At 69.6% G+C, this 19,817-nt stretch carries 17 protein-coding genes and 1 riboswitch; of the genes, 9 read left to right on the plus strand and 8 right to left on the minus strand.

Annotated elements, in window-relative coordinates; genetic code table 11:
- Nucleotides 1-409: 409 nt before the first annotated feature.
- Genes ACFUEJ_RS23015 through ACFUEJ_RS23030 form a run of 4 tightly spaced genes read left to right on the plus strand, consistent with a single transcriptional unit; the run spans nucleotide 410 to nucleotide 3,552 of the window.
- Nucleotides 410-1,462, plus strand: a complete 1,053-nt coding sequence (locus tag ACFUEJ_RS23015; protein ID WP_388032153.1) for an EamA/RhaT family transporter — start codon at nucleotides 410-412, stop codon at nucleotides 1,460-1,462.
- Nucleotides 1,463-1,522: 60 nt separating this feature from the next.
- Complete coding sequence (locus ACFUEJ_RS23020; protein ID WP_388032156.1) at nucleotides 1,523-2,389, plus strand: hypothetical protein; 867 nt, start codon at nucleotides 1,523-1,525, stop codon at nucleotides 2,387-2,389.
- Nucleotides 2,386-2,856 (plus strand): nuclear transport factor 2 family protein, encoded by a 471-nt coding sequence (locus tag ACFUEJ_RS23025; protein ID WP_388032159.1) that lies wholly within the window; start codon nucleotides 2,386-2,388, stop codon nucleotides 2,854-2,856. Before ACFUEJ_RS23020 ends, ACFUEJ_RS23025 begins: the two co-directional genes overlap by 4 nt.
- Nucleotides 2,857-2,865: 9 nt before the next feature.
- Entirely contained in the window at nucleotides 2,866-3,552 is a 687-nt protein-coding gene (locus tag ACFUEJ_RS23030; protein ID WP_388032162.1) for a phosphoribosyltransferase, read from the plus strand.
- Between the two features lie 63 nt (nucleotides 3,553-3,615).
- On the opposite strand, the gene ACFUEJ_RS23035 is transcribed toward ACFUEJ_RS23030, so the two are convergent.
- From ACFUEJ_RS23035 to thiO, 6 genes are all read right to left on the minus strand, one after another.
- Nucleotides 3,616-6,222 (minus strand): LuxR C-terminal-related transcriptional regulator, encoded by a 2,607-nt coding sequence (locus tag ACFUEJ_RS23035; RefSeq protein ID WP_388032165.1) that lies wholly within the window; start codon nucleotides 6,220-6,222, stop codon nucleotides 3,616-3,618.
- A gap of 127 nt (nucleotides 6,223-6,349) precedes the next feature.
- On the minus strand, nucleotides 6,350-7,096 hold the full coding sequence (locus ACFUEJ_RS23040) for an ABC transporter permease (RefSeq protein ID WP_068970954.1): 747 nt from the start codon (nucleotides 7,094-7,096) through the stop codon (nucleotides 6,350-6,352).
- Nucleotides 7,093-8,076, minus strand: a complete 984-nt coding sequence (locus ACFUEJ_RS23045) for an ABC transporter ATP-binding protein (RefSeq protein ID WP_388032170.1) — start codon at nucleotides 8,074-8,076, stop codon at nucleotides 7,093-7,095. Before ACFUEJ_RS23045 ends, ACFUEJ_RS23040 begins: the two co-directional genes overlap by 4 nt.
- 71 nt (nucleotides 8,077-8,147) lie before the next feature.
- Nucleotides 8,148-8,936 (minus strand): thiazole synthase, encoded by a 789-nt coding sequence (locus tag ACFUEJ_RS23050; RefSeq protein WP_388032204.1) that lies wholly within the window; start codon nucleotides 8,934-8,936, stop codon nucleotides 8,148-8,150.
- Between the two features lie 58 nt (nucleotides 8,937-8,994).
- The gene (gene thiS / locus ACFUEJ_RS23055; RefSeq protein ID WP_388032173.1) at nucleotides 8,995-9,207 is read right to left on the minus strand and encodes a sulfur carrier protein ThiS; all 213 of its coding nucleotides are present in this window, start codon (nucleotides 9,205-9,207) and stop codon (nucleotides 8,995-8,997) included.
- Nucleotides 9,204-10,268, minus strand: a complete 1,065-nt coding sequence (gene thiO / locus ACFUEJ_RS23060) for a glycine oxidase ThiO (protein ID WP_388032176.1) — start codon at nucleotides 10,266-10,268, stop codon at nucleotides 9,204-9,206. The genes thiS and thiO overlap by 4 nt, the downstream gene beginning before the upstream one ends.
- Nucleotides 10,265-10,374, minus strand: a riboswitch (TPP riboswitch). It overlaps the preceding gene by 4 nt.
- A gap of 48 nt (nucleotides 10,375-10,422) precedes the next feature.
- Here thiO and thiE point away from each other — a divergent pair.
- Nucleotides 10,423-11,133, plus strand: a complete 711-nt coding sequence (gene thiE, locus ACFUEJ_RS23065) for a thiamine phosphate synthase (protein ID WP_388032179.1) — start codon at nucleotides 10,423-10,425, stop codon at nucleotides 11,131-11,133.
- 316 nt (nucleotides 11,134-11,449) lie between these two features.
- Nucleotides 11,450-11,833, plus strand: coding sequence for a hypothetical protein (locus ACFUEJ_RS23070; protein ID WP_058249917.1), 384 nt, complete (start codon nucleotides 11,450-11,452; stop codon nucleotides 11,831-11,833).
- Between the two features lie 4 nt (nucleotides 11,834-11,837).
- Here ACFUEJ_RS23070 and ACFUEJ_RS23075 read toward each other — a convergent pair whose 3' ends face one another.
- Nucleotides 11,838-12,320, minus strand: coding sequence for an NUDIX hydrolase (locus ACFUEJ_RS23075; protein WP_058249916.1), 483 nt, complete (start codon nucleotides 12,318-12,320; stop codon nucleotides 11,838-11,840).
- Nucleotides 12,321-12,669: 349 nt separating this feature from the next.
- On the opposite strand from ACFUEJ_RS23075, the gene ACFUEJ_RS23080 reads away from it, so the two are divergent.
- From ACFUEJ_RS23080 to ACFUEJ_RS23090, 3 genes are read left to right on the plus strand one after another with little or no spacing between them, the layout of a single operon-like run.
- Nucleotides 12,670-14,121 carry a hypothetical protein gene (locus ACFUEJ_RS23080; protein ID WP_058249606.1) on the plus strand — a complete coding sequence of 484 codons (1,452 nt, stop codon included), beginning with the start codon at nucleotides 12,670-12,672 and terminating at the stop codon, nucleotides 14,119-14,121.
- Nucleotides 14,118-15,116 (plus strand): glutamate ABC transporter substrate-binding protein, encoded by a 999-nt coding sequence (locus ACFUEJ_RS23085; RefSeq protein ID WP_065630374.1) that lies wholly within the window; start codon nucleotides 14,118-14,120, stop codon nucleotides 15,114-15,116. Before ACFUEJ_RS23080 ends, ACFUEJ_RS23085 begins: the two co-directional genes overlap by 4 nt.
- A gap of 5 nt (nucleotides 15,117-15,121) precedes the next feature.
- The gene (locus ACFUEJ_RS23090; protein WP_388032184.1) at nucleotides 15,122-17,722 is read left to right on the plus strand and encodes a tetratricopeptide repeat protein; all 2,601 of its coding nucleotides are present in this window, start codon (nucleotides 15,122-15,124) and stop codon (nucleotides 17,720-17,722) included.
- Here the strand turns inward: ACFUEJ_RS23090 and ACFUEJ_RS23095 are convergent.
- A complete protein-coding gene (locus tag ACFUEJ_RS23095; RefSeq protein WP_388032207.1) occupies nucleotides 17,719-19,461 on the minus strand; it encodes a DUF222 domain-containing protein in 1,743 nt (580 codons plus the stop codon). The two genes, ACFUEJ_RS23090 and ACFUEJ_RS23095, sit on opposite strands and share 4 nt — an antisense overlap.
- Nucleotides 19,462-19,817 lie beyond the last annotated feature (356 nt).

Below are 19,817 nucleotides of genomic sequence, written 5' to 3' on the forward strand. Positions count from 1 at the left end.
GGAACTCCTGGGGGTACGGCTTGGGCACAGCTACATCCTTCCCGACCGCCCGAAGGCAAGCCAGATCAGATGTCACCTATCCGTGCAGCAGTCCCATCTGCCGAATGTGATCAGTACATGGGTTTGTCCGGCGCTGTTCACCCGAGCGAGTGTAGTGCCGACGGACCCGAGCACGGACGCCGGACGGCCTGCGAAAAAATCCGGTCGGTTCGGGAATATTCGATACCGTCCTGTCGGTTCACCCTGTTAGTTTTTCCACGATCGGCCGGTCCGTGTGCTTCGCTTCCGGTTGCGGAACACCACTTGCGGAGCAGCGCTGGTGCGGCCCGGGCCGATCGCGTGCGTACGCAGTCGGGGTGGTCGTCGGTCCGAGCCTGTCGAGGCTCATCCGGGCCGAGTTGGAGGAGGCATGCAGCTGTTCGTCATCGGCGTCATCGCCGCGTGCCTCGCCGCAGTCGCCTATGGGATGTCCACGGTCCTGCGCGCGCTCGGCGCCCGCCGCGTGGCCGAGGCCGCTGCCGACGAGGGTGAGGGCATCACCACCGAGAACGGCGCACCGACCCTCTCGTCCACGATGTCGACGCTGGTCGATCCGGCCTTCCTCCTCGGCACGACGCTGGTCGTGCTCGGCTTCGCGGGTGGCGCCCTCGCTGCCCGGTTCCTACCGCTGTTCCTCTCGCAGACCATCGTGTCGGCCAACCTGGTCATCACCGCCCTGCTCGGCACGATCATCCTCAACATCGCCCTGCACACGCGGGAATGGGTCGCCATCTGGCTCGTCGTGATGTCGCTCTGCCTCCTCGGCGTGGCATCGTCCCATCACACCGGCGGCGGGGAAGAGGTCGGATTCCACTGGGGCCTGTTCGTCGCGACGCTCGCCCTCTGCGCCCTTGCTCTGGTGGGCGTCTACAACCTCGGTCCGGCGGGCGCCATCGTCGGCGGCGCGTCGGCGGGTCTGCTGTTCGGCATCATCGCCATCGCCGTGCGCATCCTCGACGGAATCCAGCCGTTCGATCCCGTGGCGCTGCTGACCGATCCGGCCGCCTGGACCATCGCGGCCGCGGGCGCGGTGGGCTTCTACGTCCAGACCGTCGCCCTGCAGCTCGGCGCGGTGAACGGGGTGACTGCGGTGCTCGTGGTCGGCGAGACGGCCGGCCCGAGCCTGGTCGGGGTCGTCTTCCTCGACGACACGGCCAAACCCGGACTCGGCTGGCTGGCCATCCTCGGTTTCGTCGGCGCCGTCGTCGGTGCCGTACTGGTCGCCTGGTACGGCTCGGTCGACCCGGATCACCTCGGCGAGGCGCCGCCGATGAAGGGCGGGTGGCGCCGTGGCCGCGAGGAACCCGCGTCCGACGAGGAGCACGAAGCGTCCGCGGCAGATGCCGATGCCGACGTCGCTGATGGCGATCTGTGGACGACCGACGACCCCGTCTTCGAGAGCCGGGACTCCCGGCGCACCTGACGCTCCCGCTCGTCATCGCAGGTGGTTGACACCCGCCCCGCGGATGGAGAGGGTGGGTTGATGACATCGACCAGCACGGGCTCCGCTGCCCGGCTCGCCTACGAAACCCTCGAACCCTTCCACATCCTCGCCTACTTCAACCCGGGACTGAAAGGCGCGCAGGCAGACACCGGGCTCGATCCCTACGCCTTCTACGTCGGTGCGCGGGGCGCGCCGTTCGGTCCGTGCGCGGCCTCGGTCGTCGCCTCCGCCTTCTACAACTTCAACCACGAACTCATCGCGAAGGGCTGGGCGGCCGCCGTCGACGCCGGGCTCGACCGGGTCCACGAACGACGCAATCAGATGCTCGACGACTCGCTGCGAGAGATCCTGGGCGAGTCCATCGACGACGCCGTCCTCGACGAACTCGCCTCCGCCTATTACGATCTGGCCGCCCGACTACCCCTCGGCGGACGCCCGCTCGCTGCCGCGTGGTCGACGGCCCCGCGACCGGACACCGCGCGCCTACATCTGTGGCACGCCATCGCGATTCTCCGAGAGTGGCGGGGGGACAACCACATCGCGGCGCTCGCGCTCAACGGCCTGAACGGCTTCGACGCGGCCGTCTTCCACGAGTCGCAGCTTCCCGACCCCACGGTTCGTCGTCGCACCCTGGGCAAGCGCATCGTGCTGATGACCCGCGGCTGGTCCGAACAGGACTGGCAGGACAGCGTCGATCGCCTGGTCGACGCCGGGCTGGCTGAGCGTGTCGAGGACGGGCACCGTCTCACCGCTTCCGGCGCGGCGACCTACGACGACATCGAGGCCACCACCGATGCTGTCGGAGAAGCCATCTGGGCCGGCACCGACGACCTCCTCACCCGGACGAGACCGGTCGTGAAAGCCGTCATCGATGCCGGAATCCTGCCGGGAACGAGGACGAAGTGAGCGCGCCCGCCGGCGGCTTCGAGGACCTGCGGGCGATCGAGAGCCTCAAGTATCGCTACCTGCGATCTCTCGACACCAAGGACTGGACGGCGTTCGAGTCGACGCTCACCGAGGACGTCACCGGTAACTACGGTGAGAGCCTGGCCTTCTCGAATCGGAACGAGCTGGTCGGATACATGCGCAAGAACGTCGGTCCCGCAGTCATCACCGAACATCGTGTCGCACACCCGGAGATCGAGATCGACGGGGACACCGCACGCGGACGCTGGTACCTGCAGGACCGGGTCATCGTCGCCGAGTTCTCCTTCATGCTCATCGGGGCGGCGTTCTACGACGACACCTACCGCCGCACCGCAGACGGATGGCGGATTAGCAGCACCGGTTACGACCGCACCTACGAGGCCACCGTCGGGCTCGCCGACGTGCCGAGCTTCGCACTGAAGGTCGGTCCCGCAGTGCAGCTCTGAGGCCTGCCCATGCGCGCCCGCATCTTCGCCGACCGCCGCGAGGCGGGTCGGTTGCTGGGTGCGCGGGTCGTCGAAGTCCGGTACGGCGCCGGGGTTCCGGAGGCCGGCACAACGGAACCTGTCGTCCTGGGACTCGCGCGCGGCGGGGTTCCGGTCGCCCGCGAGGTCGCCGACGCCATCGCGGCGTCGACAGGCAGGTGCGCGATGGACGTGCTGGTGGTGCGCAAGATCGGGGCGCCCGGCCACGAGGAGTTCGCCATGGGCGCGCTCACTGCGCACCACCTGGTGGTCAACGACGACATACCGCGTCGACTCGGGGTGTCCCGCAGCGAGTTCGACGAGGCCGCCGATCGACAGCGGCGCATCCTCGACGACCGCGATCGACGTTACCGCGGTGGCCGTCCGCGCACCGAGCTCGGCGGCCGAACGGTCATCCTGGTCGACGACGGTCTCGCCACCGGGTCGAGCATGGCCGTCGCGGTCGACTCCGCCCGGTCCGCCGGCGCCGCCCGGGTGGTGGTGGCCGTGCCGACCGCGCCGTCGGATTCGGTTCTGCGACTGCGGGATCGCGGCGTCGACGAGGTCGTCGTCCTGGTGACGCCGACGCCGTTCCGGGCCGTCGGCCTGTCCTACGACGACTTCACCCAGGTGGACGACGACGAGGTGATCGCGGCCCTCGACCAAGAGCCCCACTGAAAGCCACCCGACACAGCGGCACCGACGACCTATCGTCGACTGTCCGTTTCCTGCGGGTGGTTTTCAGCGCGCCTTCCGCTGGTCTTTGAGCAACAGGGCGGCCAGCTCGGCACGGTCACCCACATCCAGCTTGGTGTAGGCGCGGAACAGATGCCCTTCGACGGTGCGGACAGAGACGGTGAGTCGCTGCGCGATGTCCTTGTTGGACAAGCCCGCCGCCGCGAGGTTGGCGATCTCCCGCTCGCGCGACGTCAACGGCAACGGTTGCGCGGCCGAGATCAGCGCGGGCGTCCGCAGGCCACCGCACTGCGACGCGAGTCGGTTCGCCACCGCGGCCGACGCCACGGTCGCGGACCGTCTGCCGGCCGCGTCGTGCAGGACGCTGGCCTGCGCGGCCGCGTCCGCGGCGGACAGGCACACCCCGGAGTCCTCGAACGCCGTGGAGCACAGATCGAGTTCGACCGCATCACCGTCGCGGAGGGCCGCGGCGTGGCGCGCGTACAGATCCGAGAGCGGACCGTCGACACGCTCGGCCAGTTCGGTGAGCCGGTCGGCGACACCGCCGTCCCCGAATCGGGCGGCGGTGTGCAGGGCCTCGGCCTCCACCGCGAACTGACCGGCGGCACGGGCCGATGCGGCCGCGGAGTGCGCGAGTTCGACGGCGGGCGTGACGGTTCCGGCTGCCGCCGACTGCCAGGCCGCCGCGATGGCGAGCATGGGCCCGAAGACGGCCACATGCTTGCCGGACCGCTTGCGCGCCTTGGCCAGCGCCGCAGCGGCACGGTCGGCCTGCCCCAGCGCACTCAGGGCCTGCACCAGGAAGATGTGGGCCGGGAAGTTCCAGGACTCGGAGAACCGTCCGCTGTCGAGGATGGCGAGGGTCTGCTCCATCCGCCGGGTCACCGAGGCACACGACCCGCGGGCGAGTTCGACTGCGGCGACCAGTATCCCGGACATCGCCCAACCCAGGTACTGTGCGGTCTGTGCGGCGGACACGAAACGCCCCGCGGCGCCGTCCGCGTCGTCGAGCCGGCCGGTGAGGGTCAGCGCGAGGGTCTCGCCGAAACCGGTGGGGAAACGGAGCAATCCGTCGACCTCGACCTCGCGCGAGTGTTCGGCCAACGCCCCGACCTCCGCTCCCCGACCGGCGACCGCACGGGCGAGGCTGCCACCGAAGACCGCCCACTCGACCGCCCACGGCAGGACCTTGGATTCGGCGAGGACGGTGTCGGACAGCGTGATCGCCTCGTCGATCCGGTTCTCGAAGAGCGCGCACGCCGAGGCGATTCCGGTGACGATCGGCGTGAGTGCCGGGTGGGTGACACGCTCGGTCAGCAACTTCAGGATCTCGTCGGCCCGATCGGCGTCGCCCAGAGCCCAGAACGTGTTGCCGATGATCGAATTGCCCCACAGCACGAGCCGACCCTCGTCGAGATCGTCGGGCGAGAAGCGGGACAGGATGTCCCGCGCCTCGTCGGGATGCCCCTGCCACATGACCGCCCGCGCGAGCAGCTCGGCCTCCTCGAGTCCTCCGCCCTCGTCGAGCGCCGCCCGCGCGAAACGCTCGCCGAGCGGCGTCTGCGCGAGGTTCAGGGCGTCGCGGGCGGCGGTCCGTACCAGCGCGAGGTCGATCTCCACGTCGCTCTCGATCGCGAGATCGGCGAGCCGAATCCGCTCGGCCGGGGTGTTCGTAGGCCGCGACTGCAACGCCTCGACGAGCCGGCCACGCAGCCGCCGCGACGACACCAGACCCAGGCGGCGTCGGATCACCTCACCGAACAGCGGATGGTGGAAGGCGACGTCGAGACGCCGCCCGTCGCGGGTGATGCGCACCAGCCCGGCGATCTCCGCCTCTTCGACGGCCTCTTCGCCGGCGAGTTCGGCGAGGACGTCGATGTCGAGGGGCTCGCACAGGCTGAGGTACTTGAGGGCCCCGAGGACCGGCGCGTCGAGTTGCTTGATCCGTCCCTCGAGCAGCGATGCGAGCTCCGAGGTGATGGCGGCGCGTCCGCGTAGCTGCCACACGCCGTTGACCTGCCGCAGCGTGTCGGCCTGCCGCGCACCGTCGACGAGATGCCGTAGGAACAGGGCGTTCCCACCGGAGGCCTCCCACATGAGATCGGCCGAATGCTCCTCGAGCTGCCCGCCGAGCACCGACTCGATGAGGTCCACGCTCTGCTCTTTGGTGAACGGCGACAACGTGATCCGCGTGAGGTGATTGTCCTTCCACAGCGAGGTCACCGCATCCGGGACGGTCTCGCCGCTGCGGACCGTCGCGACGATGTGCACGGCACGGTCGATCGCGAGCTGATGCAGCAGCGTCGCCGACAGTTCGTCGAGCAGGTGGGCGTCGTCGACCCCGATCACGACATCACCGTCGGCGAGGAGCGATTCACGCGCCGCCGCGAGGTAGGTGACCGGATCGCTCGACGTCGCCGGACCGACGAGATGGGCGAACACACCGAGCGGGATGGAGCGGGCGGACTCGGTGCCCGCCACCCAGCGCACCCCGGTCGGCAACTCGGCGGTGACGTGCCGGGCGAGGGTCGTCTTGCCCACGCCGGAATCACCGGTCAGGACCACCCCACAGCCGGTCGTCTCGCCCCTGAGCGCCGCCTGGATCGTGCGGAACTCCCGATCGCGCTCGACAAGCGGCCAATTCGTGGACATAACCGCGAATTTTAGTCTGCCGGGCCCTACAATGGGCCGCCCGGAAGCACCAATGTGGTCCGACCGGATGGCCCTGTCGACACGGGGCTAATCCCGGATTTGACATCGGCGGAAGAAAATCCGCGAACTACGCATCCCGGGCATTGGTCACGGCCACGGCCGCCGCCAGCAACACGATCGTGAAGCCGGCGAAGTAGGCCAGCGAACCGTAGGCGTTCCAGTGGAAGGTGTCGCTCCCGCCGGCGAGGAAGTTCCACCCGTTCAGGAACGGCAGGAACGACACGATGTGCTCACCCACGCGCGGCAGCACCGACACGATGCGCTCGAGGGCCAGCATCCAGACGAGCACGATCGCCACCGCACCCGCCGAATGCCGCACCAGCGCACCCACCGCGAGGCCGATCAGCGCGCACAGCATCGCGAAAACCGGCGTGCCCCAGAGATGCCGGACGGTCTCGGGTCCGGTCAGCGAGACCCCGACGCCGGCGAGCACCTGCGCCGCCACGACCGCGACGACGGACACGATGGCCACCACCGCGAACGAGAGTCCGCCGAACACGACCGCTTTCGCGAGGAGGACCTGTGGCCGACGCGGGATCGCCGCGAACGTCGGTCGGATCGTGCCGAAGCGATATTCGGTGGTGACGCCCAGGATCGCCATGATCGCGAGCACCGCGACCCCGAACTGGTTGACGCCGAGCAGGAAGTCGTCGGTCAGGGTGTCGGTCTCGCCGGGACTGCCGTAGGAACCGCCGGCGATGGCGCCGAGCAGCACCGCGAAGCCCAGGCCCAGCACCACGACGACGCCGAGGCACCAGTACGGCGACCGGGTGCTGGCGAGTTTGATCCGTTCGGCGTTGATCGCGGCGATCACCGGTTCACTCCCCCCTGGTTCCCGACGGCCCGGTTGTGGGCGTCGGGGTCGTGGACGGCGCGGTTGTCGACGGCGGTGTAGTCGACGGCGTGCGCCGTCATCGACATGAAGACCTCTTCCAGTGACGCCGACTCGGCGGCGAGTTCGTGCAGGGTGATGCCCGCGGCGGCGGCGAGGTCGCCGACCCGATCGGTCGTGGTGTCCGGCACGCGCATCACCGGGCGCCCGTGGGCATCCGGGTCGCCCGGCGCGGGATTCAGCCCCGCCGCCGCGAGCGCGGCGTGCAACTGTTCGAGCTGCGGGCCGCGCACCCGCACCGACTGCCGGGCCCGCCCGGTGAACTCCGCCACCGAACAGTCGGCGATCAGCCGTCCCCGCCCGATGACGACGAGATGGTCTGCGGTGAGCGACATCTCGGTGAGCAGATGGCTCGACACCAGTACCGTCCGCCCTTCCGCGGCGAGCTTGCGCATGAACCCGCGGATCCACACGATGCCCTCCGGGTCGAGGCCGTTGACCGGCTCGTCGAACAGCAGCGTGTGCGGGTCGCCGATCAGTGCACCCGCCAGCCCGAGCCGCTGCGACATACCGAGCGAGAAGCCGCCGGCGCGCTTCTTGGCCACCGACGTGAGCCCGACCGTCTCGAGCACCTCGTCGACGCGGGCGGCCGGGATGCGGTTGCTCGCCGCGAGCCATCGCAGGTGTGACCGCGCACTGCGATTGGGATGCACCCACCGGGCGTCGAGCAGCGCACCGACCTGCCGCAGCGGATGCTCGAGGTCCCGGTAGCGCTGCCCGTTGATCGTCGCCGTGCCCGATGTCGGGCGGTCGAGTCCGAGCATCATCCGCATGGTCGTCGACTTGCCCGCACCGTTGGGCCCCAGGAAACCGGTGACCCGTCCCGGCCCCACCTCGAAGGTGAGGTCGTCGACCGCGCGTTGACCGCCGAAGTCCTTCGTCAGATTCGCTACCTGCAACACGCCTCGACCATAGCCGCCGAACCCGGAGCGGCCCGGTCTGTCGTTCGGATGGCCTGTCGCGGGACCGCGCGTCAGTCCTCGTCGCGCCCGGGCGAGGACGCGTGCGCCCAGAAGCGCTTGGGGATCCGGCCCGCGCGCGCAGCCAGTCGGCCCCCGGCCACCGCGTGCCGCATCGCCGTCGCCATCAGTTCGGGGTTCTCCGCCCGGGTCACCGCCGTCGCCAGAAGCACGCCGTCGCAACCGAGTTCCATCGCCAGAGCCGCGTCGCTCGCCGTCCCGATGCCCGCGTCGAGAATGACCGGCAGCGGGTCGTCGAAGCGGGTGCGGCAGTCGTCGACGATCATCTCGATGTTGTGCGGGTTGAGGATTCCGAGTCCGGTCCCGATGGGCGACCCGAGGGGCATCACCGCCGCCACCCCGAGATCGGCGAGGCGCGCGGCCAGGACCGGATCGTCGTTGGTGTAGGCCAACACGACGAAACCGTCGGCGACCAGCGCGGCCGCGGCGTCGACGAGTTCGATGGCGTCGGGCATCAGGGTGCGTTCGTCGGCGACCACCTCGAGCTTCACCCAGTCGGTCTCGAACGCCTCCCGCGCCAGTTGCGCGGTCAGGACCGCCTCGGCGGTGGTGTGACAGCCCGCGGTGTTGGGCAGGACGGCGATGTCGAGCCGGCGCAGCAGATCGAAGACCCCGGTGCCGGAGGCCGCGTCGACGCGCCGAACCGCGACGGTGGTCAGCTCGGTGCCCGACGCGACCAGGGCGCGTTCCAGGGTCGCGAGATTCGACGCGCCGCCGGTACCGGTGATGAGTCGCGACGAGAAGTCGCGACCGGCGATGCGCAGATGGTCCGCGTCCGGGATCGCGCCGCCGTGGGGCTTCTGCCCCGTCCGCGAGTCGTCGGGCTTCAGATCGGTGAGGTCAGCCACCCTGCACCGCCGTGACGATCTCGACGACGGCGCCGTCGGTCATCGTGTGCCGGTCCCAGCGGCCGCGCGGGACGACCGCGCCGTCCACCGCGACCGCGATCCCCCGGTCCGGCAACCCCAGCCCGGTGACGACGTCGCGCACCGACGTGTCGGCGCCGACATCGACGCTCTTGCCGTTGACGGTGATAGTGGCGGTGATACTCATTCCTCTGCTCCTTCCAGGATCGACAGCACGCGGGCGGCGGTGCCCGGGGCGAGGACGATCCCGTTGCGCCCGTGCCCGGTCGCCACGACCGTTCGTGTGTCCACACGGGTGACGATCGGCAATCCGTCCGCGGTGCACGGCCGCAGACCGGCCCCCGCTTCGGTCAGTTCGTAGGTCCGCAGCCCGGGGAAGACCTGGATCGCGTCGGCGAGCAGATCCGCGACCCCACCGGCCTGCGGCGCGCGGTCGGCCGTCCCCTCGGCCTCGTACTGGGTGGCGCCGACGACGACTCCGTCCTCGCGCGGCACCAGGTACACGGCCCGCCCGTGGAGGCGTGCCCGGACGACGTGACCGGGTGGCGGCACCGACCAGCGCGTGCGGCGCAGGCGCAGGATCTCCCCCTTCGCCGGATGCAGGTCGACGCCCGGCCAGAGAGCGGCGGTGCCGAGCCCGGCGGCGAGCAGGATCTGGGTGTCGGAACCGAGGTCGTCGAGGTCGGTCAGGGATTCGACGCGCGCGGAGACCAACTCGGCACCCGCCGACGTCGCGGCGGCACGCAACGCCTCGAGCAGCCGCCGGTTGTCGACGGACCACTCGCCGACCGCGCGGTAGCCACCGACCAGTCGAGAGCTCAGCGACGGTTCCAGGGTCCGGATGTCGCGGCCGGTCACCGACTGCAGCGCGGCATCGGTGGCGGGCTGCCCGGCCCAGACGAAGTCGGCGAGATGCCGCAGGTACTCGATGTCGGTGGCCGACGCCGCGACGAACAGCGAATCGGTGGCGGTGACGACACCCGGGTCGTCGAGCCGCTTCACGAGCACCGGCCACAGCCGGACCGATTCGACCGAGAGGGCCAGGGACGCGTCCTCGCCGGGATGACCCTCGCCGAGTGAACCGAGCATGCCGCCGGCGACCCAGGACGCGCGCTCGTCGGTGCCGGCGTCGAGTACCCGGACCCGCCATCCGGCGTCGGCCGCGGTGAGCGCACATGTCAACCCGATGACACCGCCCCCGACGACCGTCAGGGCGCGGTGGGCAGGGCGCTGCGGTGGGGAATCCACGTTGGGAATCACCTTCCTTCGCCGGAATGACCCGGATCAGGTTCGACGGTCAGCGGAATCTGTCCGCACTCTCAGCCCGGCCGATCCGGACTCCCGTGTGTTCGTGCGATCCACCCTACGCCGGGGCGTCGGGGGTCCGGTTAGCCTGGTCGGCGTGACGACCCCGAACCGCACCAGCTCCGCGTCGACGGACCCCGGCTCCGCGACGGACCGTCGCCGGCGGCTCTCCACGGCCCGCCTGTACCTGTGCACCGACGCCCGGCGCGAACGCGGTGACCTGCTCGACTTCGTCGACGCGGCGCTCGCGGGCGGCGTCGACATCGTGCAGCTGCGCGATAAGAACTCGCCGGGTGAGCGCGAATTCGGGACCCTGGAGGCGGGAGAGGAACTCGAGATCCTCGCGGGCATGCGGACGGTCGCCGACGCGCACGGCGCCCTGCTGGCGGTCAACGACCGCGCCGACATAGCGGCGCTCTCCGGGGCCGATGTCCTGCACGTCGGACAGGGCGACCTGTCGCCGTCGGCGGCCCGCCGGATCGTCGGACCGGACGTCCTCATCGGCGCCTCGACCCACGACCCCGAGCAGGCTGCCGCCGCGATCGCCGACGACGACGTCGACTACTTCTGCGTCGGTCCGTGCTGGACCACCCCCACCAAACCGGGCCGCGCCGCCGCCGGCCTCGACCTCGTGTCCTCCACTGCCGCAACACAATCAGCCAAGCCGTGGTTCGCCATAGGCGGAATCGACGCCGGCCGCGTCGGGGCGGTCACCGCGCTCGGGGCGCGGCGCATCGTCGTCGTGCGGGCCATCACCGCGGCCGACGACCCGGCCGCCGCAGCCACCGACCTCGCCGGGATGCTCTAGCGGTTCCCCTGGCGGAAACACGTTTGCCCGGTCGGTGTCGCGGGTCTATGGTGGACCGATCATGTTGTGCATCACGAGCGTTCTCGTAACCCGCCGCAGCGGGGTCTGAATCTGACCGACCCCCCGCTGCGGGTCGGTTGCGCTCTCCAGTCGGTCATCCGTTCTTCGACCGAAATCGGTTTTCGAGATGCACCCTCTTCATCTACCTCGTCGATCCTGTTCGTGGACCGAGCGCGACGACCGGCACGACGGCGACCACTTCGCCGCACGTTTCGGCCGCCCGCTTCCCCCTGGGATGCACGAGGAGGCCGCCGGGATGACCTGGCAGGAATTCACCGACGAGTACTCCCGTGGCGGCACGATCCGGCTGGGCTCCTTCTCCGCCGTCCCGTGCTCGGGCGACCTGGTCGAGTGCCGCGCGACGCTCGCGATCGCCGACCGCATCATGTCCCGCAGCGCCGTCGCCGCCGGCCCCGTCGGTGCGATGACTTCGATCCTGTACGACGTCGGCGCCCCGGTTCAGATCGTCCGGCTGCACCAGCGGGTCGTCGACGGCCTGGTCACGACGTTCCTGCTGTGCGAGCACGACGGCCGGCAGGCCTGGGCCGTCGGTGAGGGCGCGAGCAGCGACGAGGCGAACGTCCACGCGCTGGTCGCCGGGGCGAACCGACTGCTGGAGTCCGACCGCGCCGGGGTGTGAGGGCTCAGCTCTGGGGATCCAACATCGCGATCCGCTCGCGGAGAACGGGCCACGCGAGTCCGAACGCGGGATGCAGCGGGAGTTGATCGACGCGCTTCTCGTCGACCCATCGCAGTTCCGTGGATTCGAAGTTGGCGACCGTGCGGACCGGCGAGTCCGTCTCGGCGATGACCGTCGTGTAGGTCCATCCGCCGGGCGCCTCGAGGGTGACGACCGCTGCGACGACGCGCAGATCGTCGGCGGTGATCCCGGCTTCTTCCTCGGCCTCGCGGATCGCGGTGTCGATGGCACCCTCGTGCGAGTCGCGGGCCCCGCCGGGCAGCGCCCACGTGCCGCCCTGATGCGACCACGCGGCGCGGTGTTGGAGAAGCACCCCGGTCGATCCGTCCGGCAGCGGTGCCCGCAGCAGCAGACCTGCCGCACCGTGGATACCCCAATATCGAGAACCATCGGGATCGATCACCCAGCCGTCGCCGTCGCCGCGCACCACGCCTCCTCGCAACCCGGTCGCCCCGACCGGGTGCCTCCACCGTAAGTGAGATGCGCAACACCTGCCAGGGAGACCGCGAAGCCCTCTCATCGCGGCTCGGAACCACGAGGTGCCGTCGGCGAGCACCCGGCACGCGCGAACCGCCGAGGTCGGCGGCGCGGCGCCGGTCGACTCGGGAGGAACCCGGCACGATGACATAGGGTGAAACACGCACGACCCGGTGAACGATGACCCAGATGACACAACCCCTGACGTTGATCGCCCGGTCACGCGAATCCGGAACGGGGAACCGGTGACCGTAGGACCGCACCGGAGACGATCCAGCGTTCGAGAAGGGATCAGGTAGGTGACCGGCGACGCGTCCTCCGTGCGGACGGCGCTGACGCGTGGCGGTCGCACGATCCGTCCGGCGCAGGCCTCGCCCCCGATCCGCCAGGTGCTCGCCGACCGACGCGAACTCGTCGCCACCGCCCGGGAACGCGCCCAGTCCCCGTTCCAGACCCTGCGCCACTTCGCCGTCACGACCCCGGGCAAGCTGATCATCATCTGCGGAATCCTGGCGCTCGGCTGTCTGAGCACCGGCCTGTACGCATCGACGGTCCTGGAAGACCGCACCCAGACCCTGCAGCGCCTCATCGATCGGACCGAACCGCTCGCCGAGGCCGCGCAGGTTCTTTACAGCTCGCTGTCGATCGCCGATGCGTCGGCGAACGCGGCGTTCATCTCCGGCGGACTGGAGACCCCCGATCTGCGGCAGCGCTACTCCGACGCGCTGGCGACGGCGTCGTCGTCGCTGATCCTGGCCACCGGTACCTCCAGCGAACCCGGTTCCGGCATGGTGTCGGACCGGGCCGAGCAGGCGGTCAGCGCCGATCTCGAGACCCTGTCCACCTCGATCCCGGTCTACAGCGGACTCATCGAGACGGCGCGGACGAACAACCGGCTCGGCAACCCGGTGGGATCGGCGTATCTCGGCCAGGCGTCGTCGATGATGCAGGACCAGATCCTCCCGGCCGCCCAGCGCCTCTACGAACGGCGATCGATGGCCATCGCCGACCCCCAGCAGACCCTCACCCGTCCACCCTGGACCGTGTATGCGCCGCTCCTGTTCCTGCTCGCCGCGCTTGTCCTGACGTCGCGCTACCTGGCGCGGCGGACCCGGCGGCGGTTCAACATCGGCATCGTGGCGGCCATCTTCGCCCTCAGCGTCGGGACCCTGTGGTTGCTCGCCTCCGGTCTGATGTCGGTGGCCGCCACCAGCGATGCCCGCACCGAGGGCGCCGACCCGCTCCGCGACCTGACCGCCGCCCGGATCCTCACCCAGCAGGCGCGGTCGGCCGAGACGCTCTCGCTCATCCGCCGCGGTGATCAGGGCGGTCTCGAGCGCAGCTTCTCCGCGGCGACCAGCGAGATCGGCAACATCGTCGACGACGTCCGCGAGGGCACCGAAGACGGCGACAGCGCGGTCACCGGCGAACAACTGGACACGGTCACGGCGGCGCTGACCGAGTGGCGCCGCACCGACGCCGCGGTCCGCCGCTACATCCAGACCGGCAACTTCGGTCTCGCGCGCCTGCACACCGTCGGCGACGGACCGGACAGTTCGGCGCGCGCCTACACCGCGGTGGACACCGCGCTGGTCGATGCGATCACGACTGCGCGGAACTCCTTCCGGGACGACATCAACACCGCGCAACGGGTCCTCGGGTTCACCGGCACCGGCATCCTGCTGCTCACCGTCTTCGCCGGCGTCGCGGTCGTGGGCGGTCTCATCCCGCGCATCCGGGAGTACCGATGACGACCGTCCCCTCGCCTCGCCGCCTGCTGACCGTCGTGGTCCTGCTCGCGCTCACCGGGCTCGTCGCCACCGGGTGCGTGCGTTTCCCCGCACCCGAATCTCCCCCGCCGACGGCGACCGCCGGGCAACCGATGCTGCCCGGCGTCCAGGTCGACGTGCCCGTCGAACCGCCGCCGAGTTCCGAGGCCTGCAACGCGACCCTGACCCTGCGGCCGCCCGCCCAGATGCCGCCCCCTGCTCAGATGCCGATCAATTCGACGATGGCCGGCATTCTCGAGCGGGGTCGGCTCATCGTCGGGCTCGACATCGGGTCCAACCTGTTCAGCTTCCGCGACCCGATCACCGGCGACATCCAGGGCTTCGACGTCGACATCGCGCACGAGATCGCCGGCGCCATCTTCGGCGACGACCGCCGCGTCGAGTTCCAGGTGTTGAGCTCGGCGCAGCGGATCGACGCCCTGCGGGACATGACGGTCGATCTGGTGATCAAGACGATGAGCATCACCTGCGACCGGTTGCGCGACATCAGTTTCTCGGCTCCCTATTACGTCGCGTCCCAGCGCATCCTGTCGTTCCGGAACTCGAACGTGACCGGTCCGGCGCAGCTCGCCGACAAGCGGGTCTGCGCCGCGCGCGGGACCACCTCGATCGGTCGCATCCAGGCCATCCAGCCCCGAGCCAAGATCGTCAGCACGACGACCTGGGCCGATTGTCTGGTCCTGATGCAGCAGGGTCAGATCGACGCGGCGACCACCGACGACGCGATCCTCGCCGGGCTCGCCGCGCAGGATCCGTGGTTGCGGGTCGTCGGCCCCAGCCTCGGCGAGGAGTTCTACGGCGTCGGGATTCCCAAGGGCCAGGACGACATGATCCGGTTCGTCAACGGCGTGCTCGAGCGCATCCGGGTGACCGGCCGCTGGCAGGAGATCCGGGACCGGTGGCTGTCCATCCTCGACAGTGGGTACGGCGCTCCCCAGCCGTATTACCGGGACTGATGCCCATGGACGACGCAGCCCGGAACGATCACGACACAGACGACGTCACCCACGGCGACCGGAGCGATGACCTCGGCACCCAGCGGGTCTCGCTCGACGCCCTGCTCGGCGACGACGACGCCGACCCCGACGGTCCCGGCCCGGGCGGTGGCCGTCCCGGTGGTGAGGACGCCGAGACGACCGCGAAGGTGGTCGACGTCGGCACCCAGCGGGCCGACCTGGCGGCGCTGACCGAGGGCCCCGACGACATGGCCGACACCACCGACCCCCGGCCCGGCCGACGCACCGACCCGGATGTCGGAACCCAGGCCGTCGCACCGGTGTTCACCGTCGGGGTCGACCCCGACGACCGGACCGACCGCGTCGAGCGGCAGCGTCCGGCCGTGCCCCACCCGGAACCCGACTCCGGTCCGCTCGGCCGGCGTCTGGTTCCGCGGCGTCGGCCGCCGGTGCACGAGCGACGGCTCGGCAGCGGCCTGGTCGAGACGCCGAAGATCACCGACATCGAACCCGCGGACGCCGTCATCGACGACCCCGTGATCGCCGACAGCAAGCGGTTCTGCTGGCGCTGCGGCAAACCCGTCGGTCGAGCCGAGGGCGAGGGCGCCGGTCCCCCGACCGGCGACTGCGGCAACTGCGGCGCCCGGTACTCCTTCGTCCCGGGACTGGCTCCCGGAACATTGGTCGCCGACCAGTACGAGATCGCCGGCGCCATCGCCCACGGCGGCCTCGGTTGGATCTACCTGGCCATCGACCGCAACGTGAGCGACCGGCCCGTCGTCCTCAAAGGCCTGCTGAATTCCTCGGATTCGGAGGCGCAGCGCGTCGCGGTCGCGGAACGGCAGTTCCTGGCCTCGGTCAACCATCCCGGGATCGTCAAGATCTACAACTTCGTCGAGCACGTCGACGACGATGACCGCTTCGGCTACATCGTGATGGAGTACATCGGCGGCCAGACGCTCAAGCAGATCACCGCGGGCGATCCGGACAACTCCCTGCTGTCGGTGGAGCAGGGCCTGGCCTACATCCTGGAAGTGCTTCTCGCCGTGGGCTATCTGCACTCGGTCGGCCTGGTCTACAACGACGTCAAACCCGAGAACATCATGGTCGGCAGTGACGAGGTGAAGCTGATCGACCTCGGCGCCGTCTCGCCGATCAACGGCTACGGGCACCTCTACGGCACGCCCGGGTTCCAGGCACCGGAGATCGTGAAGACCGGACCGCAGATCGCGACCGACATCTACAGCATCGGGCGCACTCTCGCGGTCCTGACCGTGCCGATGGAGATGCGGAACGGACGCTACGTCGACGGTCTGCCCGCCGCGTCAAAAACGCCTGTCTTCCGCAACAATCCGTCGTACTACCGCCTCCTGCAACGCGCCACCGCCCCCGACCCGGCCGATCGGTTTGTCTCCGCGGAGGAGATGAGCACCCAGGTGCTGAACGTGTTGCGCGAGACGGTCGCCGTGCACACGGGGGTCCCGCGGCCCGCGCTGTCCACGGTCTTCACGCCGCAGCGCTCGACGTTCGGCACCGACCTGATGCTCGCGCCGGTCGACGGCTTCTTCGACCCCGATCAGGCGGCGTTCTACGATCCGGTGGATATCGCCAACGCCCTGCCCGTTCCGCTGGTCAACCCACTCGACCCGGCGGCGAGTCTGCTCACCTCGGCGGCGCTGTCGGACCCGCGACAGACCCTGGATTCCATCAACACCGCCCGGGCAGAGGGTTTCGCCTCGCTCTTCGGCGGCCGGCCGGTCAAGAACGCCCACCCGTCGCGGGAGATCGATCTCGCCGAGGCCCGCGCGCATCTGCAGCTCGACGACGTCGACACCGCACTCGCCCTTCTGCAGGAAGTCCGTGCCCACCACGGTGATTCGTGGCGGGTCGAGTGGTACATGGGCATCTGCGCGTTGATGAACGACGAACCCGAACTGGCCTATGAACGCTTCGACGAGGTCCTCGGTGCGATGCCGGGCGAGGTCGCGCCCAAGCTCGCCGTCGCCGGTACGGCCGAACTCATCGGCCGTTGGCTGGCCGACGAGAAGGGCCCGGCGAAGTCTGCCGAGAAGATCGCCAAACTGTATGACGTTGCGCAACATCACTATCACGATCTGTGGCTGACCGATCACAGCATCGTGACCGCCGCGTTCGGTCTGGCCCGGCTCGCCGTGGCGGCCGGTGACATCGACGCCGCGATCCAACCGCTCGACGAGGTCCCGGCCACGAGCCGCCACTTCAACACCGCGCGCGCGACGGCGATCATCGCGCTCGTGCACGGCCGACCCACCTCGCAGGTGACCCGCGAGCAGATCGTCGAGGCCGCACGGCGTCTCGAGCAGATCCCGGACACCGAACCGCGCAAGGCCCGGATGCTGCTCATCGTGCTGGGCACCGCGCTGGGCTGGATCCACGACAATCCCGACGACGCCAAACAGGACAACGAACCCTCGACGCTGCTCGGTTTCCCGTTCACCGAGTACGGCATTCGCACCGGCACCGAACGTTCGCTGCGCCAACTGGCCCGCCTGACCCGCACCAACCGGGACCACCGGTTCATGCTCGTCGACCTCGCCAACTACGTCCGGCCGAATACGTTGTTCTAGGGCTGTCCGAAGAACGTCCCTGTTGCGTTGCGCACGAGCGGGTCGTCGCCGAGGAGCTCCGCGAGGTGGGCCTCGACCGGTGATGGACGGGTGCGACGCACGCGCAGTGGCGGTCGGACGTCGATGACGTGGCTGGTTTTCAGCCATGAGCGGCGCGCTTGATCGCCGGGCCCCCTGCTCCCTGCGGAGCTTGCGGAAGGCGCGTCAGCCCGGTTCCCTGAGGAGCGCCCGGAGCTTGCGGAGGGCGCGTCACGAAGGGTCGGGCGCGTCTGACCGCCGGGCCGCGGTGGTGGTCCGTGGATCTCGTCGCGCACGGTGTTCAGGTGTGTCGTGAACCGCCGCGGTATGTCGGGTCGGCGGTTCAGGCGACCGGGATTGGGTGGGGCGCCGGGTTCAGCGTTCAATCGCCAGACGCAGCGGCCTTCATCAGGTCCCGAGCGCTCGATGTGCGTGGTGTACTGGCCGGGATTGTCGCCGACCATCCGGTTGTGTCGCGGGCAGGCCGGGGCGAGGTCGTCGATGTCGGTGAGACCGCCCTTGGCCCAATCCTTCTGGGCGTGATGCATGTCGACGTGGGTGGCGGGCTGATCGCAGCCGGGAGCCGAGCACACTTCACCGTCAGGGCGAGCAAACGAAACGAGGCGTTGTTCGCGGGTGGCGAGCCGTTTGCCCCGCCCGAAGTACAGCGGAACGGTGGTGGCGTCTTTGAAGATCGCCAACCACGGCTGGATGTCGCCGGCCATCGCAATCAGGTCGGGGATGGGTAGCAGGGTGCCGGTCGCGGTGGTGGCGAGCCCGGCTTCGCGGAGCAGGTCGGAGAGGTCGGCTTTGATGATCAATTGGACGGGCAGGCCGCGATGCGACGTCCCGAGTGCGCCGTCGGCGAATCCGGCGGCCAGTGCGGCGTCGAGCGCGTCGTGATTGGTCTGGGCGAGGGTGCGACCGTCGCGGTCGGCTGCCGAGGCCAGGGCGTCGGGGTCGGCGGTGCCGGCCGGTCCGGACGGTGAGGCGGGGTCGTCGGGGTTGTTGAGTCCGGGTTTGCCCCAGACCGCGAACATCATCGTCAGGCGGGCGTGGAGTTCGGGTGTGAGGGTGCCCGAGATCTTGGCGGTGCCATCGGCCCGTTGGCGTCCGATCCACAGGCCGCGGCGTCGTTTCTGCTCGGTGTCGTCGGACAGGGTGCCGTCGGGATCGAGGTGGGCGAGCAGTCGCGAGCCGAGCTGGGTGATCTCGGCGGGCGTGTGGGCTTCGGCGATCTCGGCCATCTGCCGCTCGGCGGCGACTTTCACGTCGTGTTCGACAGCGTGCGGGATCTGGTCGAGGACATCGATGGCGGCCTGGACGTGCCCGGTCCCCACGGAACCTTTGGCGAAAGCTTCTGCCAGCGTCGGGTGTTCAGGTTCGAGACGGTCGCCGTTGAGGCAAGTCAGCGCGGCGGTGGCGTTCAGCTGCTTGCGTCGACGCATCGGGTTGGAGATCCGCAGTCGATGGGTCATGAACTGCATAAGTGTTCGGCAGCCGGTCTTGCGGGGCAGATCACGAGCCTCGATTTCGGCGACTTGCCGGTCGCCGGCGTAAGTGGTTCGAGCGATGGCCCGTTCGGTAGCGGCGGCGACCTCCATCAGTTCTTCGTCGGTGCACGGGGACAAGTCGACGGTCTGCAGTTTGTCGAGGGTCGCGTGCAGATCGGCCACCAACTCGACGGCGCGCGGTCGCGGCGTTATTAGTTCGTCAGACACTGTCACCCCCCGGAGACGTTTGCACGAATACATGATCGAGTGTAACGGCTATGCCGCTGGCGTGCAATGGTTTTCGTTGACCATCCGCAGAGCTCATCTTGTCGGTGGCGCGTGATAAGGGCAACCGCAACTCGAACTATGCTGCGTCTTGTCACTTATCCGGTTGCCTCCCAACGCAGCCATCCTGCCTAACAATCCGCGGTGCCGACCCTTCTTCGGAGCCGGAATGTCGACCTCCGAGTACGCGGTCGGGACGATGCCAACGCGCCAACAGGCTGGGCCCCACCTACCGGCCGGCACAACAGCCACCACCCACTCCAAACCGGTGCGTCCTTCGTGAGCTCGCTCAGCGGCCC

This window comes from Gordonia sp. NPDC057258 (assembly GCF_042668985.1).
In the GTDB taxonomy this organism is placed as follows: Bacteria; Actinomycetota; Actinomycetes; order Mycobacteriales; family Mycobacteriaceae; genus Gordonia; species Gordonia hongkongensis.

Excerpts from the sequence above, each read along its gene's own strand:
- ACFUEJ_RS23015 (WP_388032153.1), top strand. The coding sequence starts at position 410 with ATGCAGCTGTTCGTCATCGGCGTCATCGCCGCGTGCCTCGCCGCAGTC.
- ACFUEJ_RS23020 (WP_388032156.1), top strand. The coding sequence starts at position 1,523 with ATGACATCGACCAGCACGGGCTCCGCTGCCCGGCTCGCCTACGAAACC.
- ACFUEJ_RS23030 (WP_388032162.1), top strand. The coding sequence starts at position 2,866 with ATGCGCGCCCGCATCTTCGCCGACCGCCGCGAGGCGGGTCGGTTGCTG.
- ACFUEJ_RS23035 (WP_388032165.1), bottom strand. The coding sequence starts at position 6,222 with ATGTCCACGAATTGGCCGCTTGTCGAGCGCGATCGGGAGTTCCGCACG.
- thiS (WP_388032173.1), bottom strand. The coding sequence starts at position 9,207 with ATGAGTATCACCGCCACTATCACCGTCAACGGCAAGAGCGTCGATGTC.
- ACFUEJ_RS23070 (WP_058249917.1), top strand. The coding sequence starts at position 11,450 with ATGACCTGGCAGGAATTCACCGACGAGTACTCCCGTGGCGGCACGATC.
- ACFUEJ_RS23085 (WP_065630374.1), top strand. The coding sequence starts at position 14,118 with ATGACGACCGTCCCCTCGCCTCGCCGCCTGCTGACCGTCGTGGTCCTG.
- ACFUEJ_RS23090 (WP_388032184.1), top strand. The coding sequence starts at position 15,122 with ATGGACGACGCAGCCCGGAACGATCACGACACAGACGACGTCACCCAC.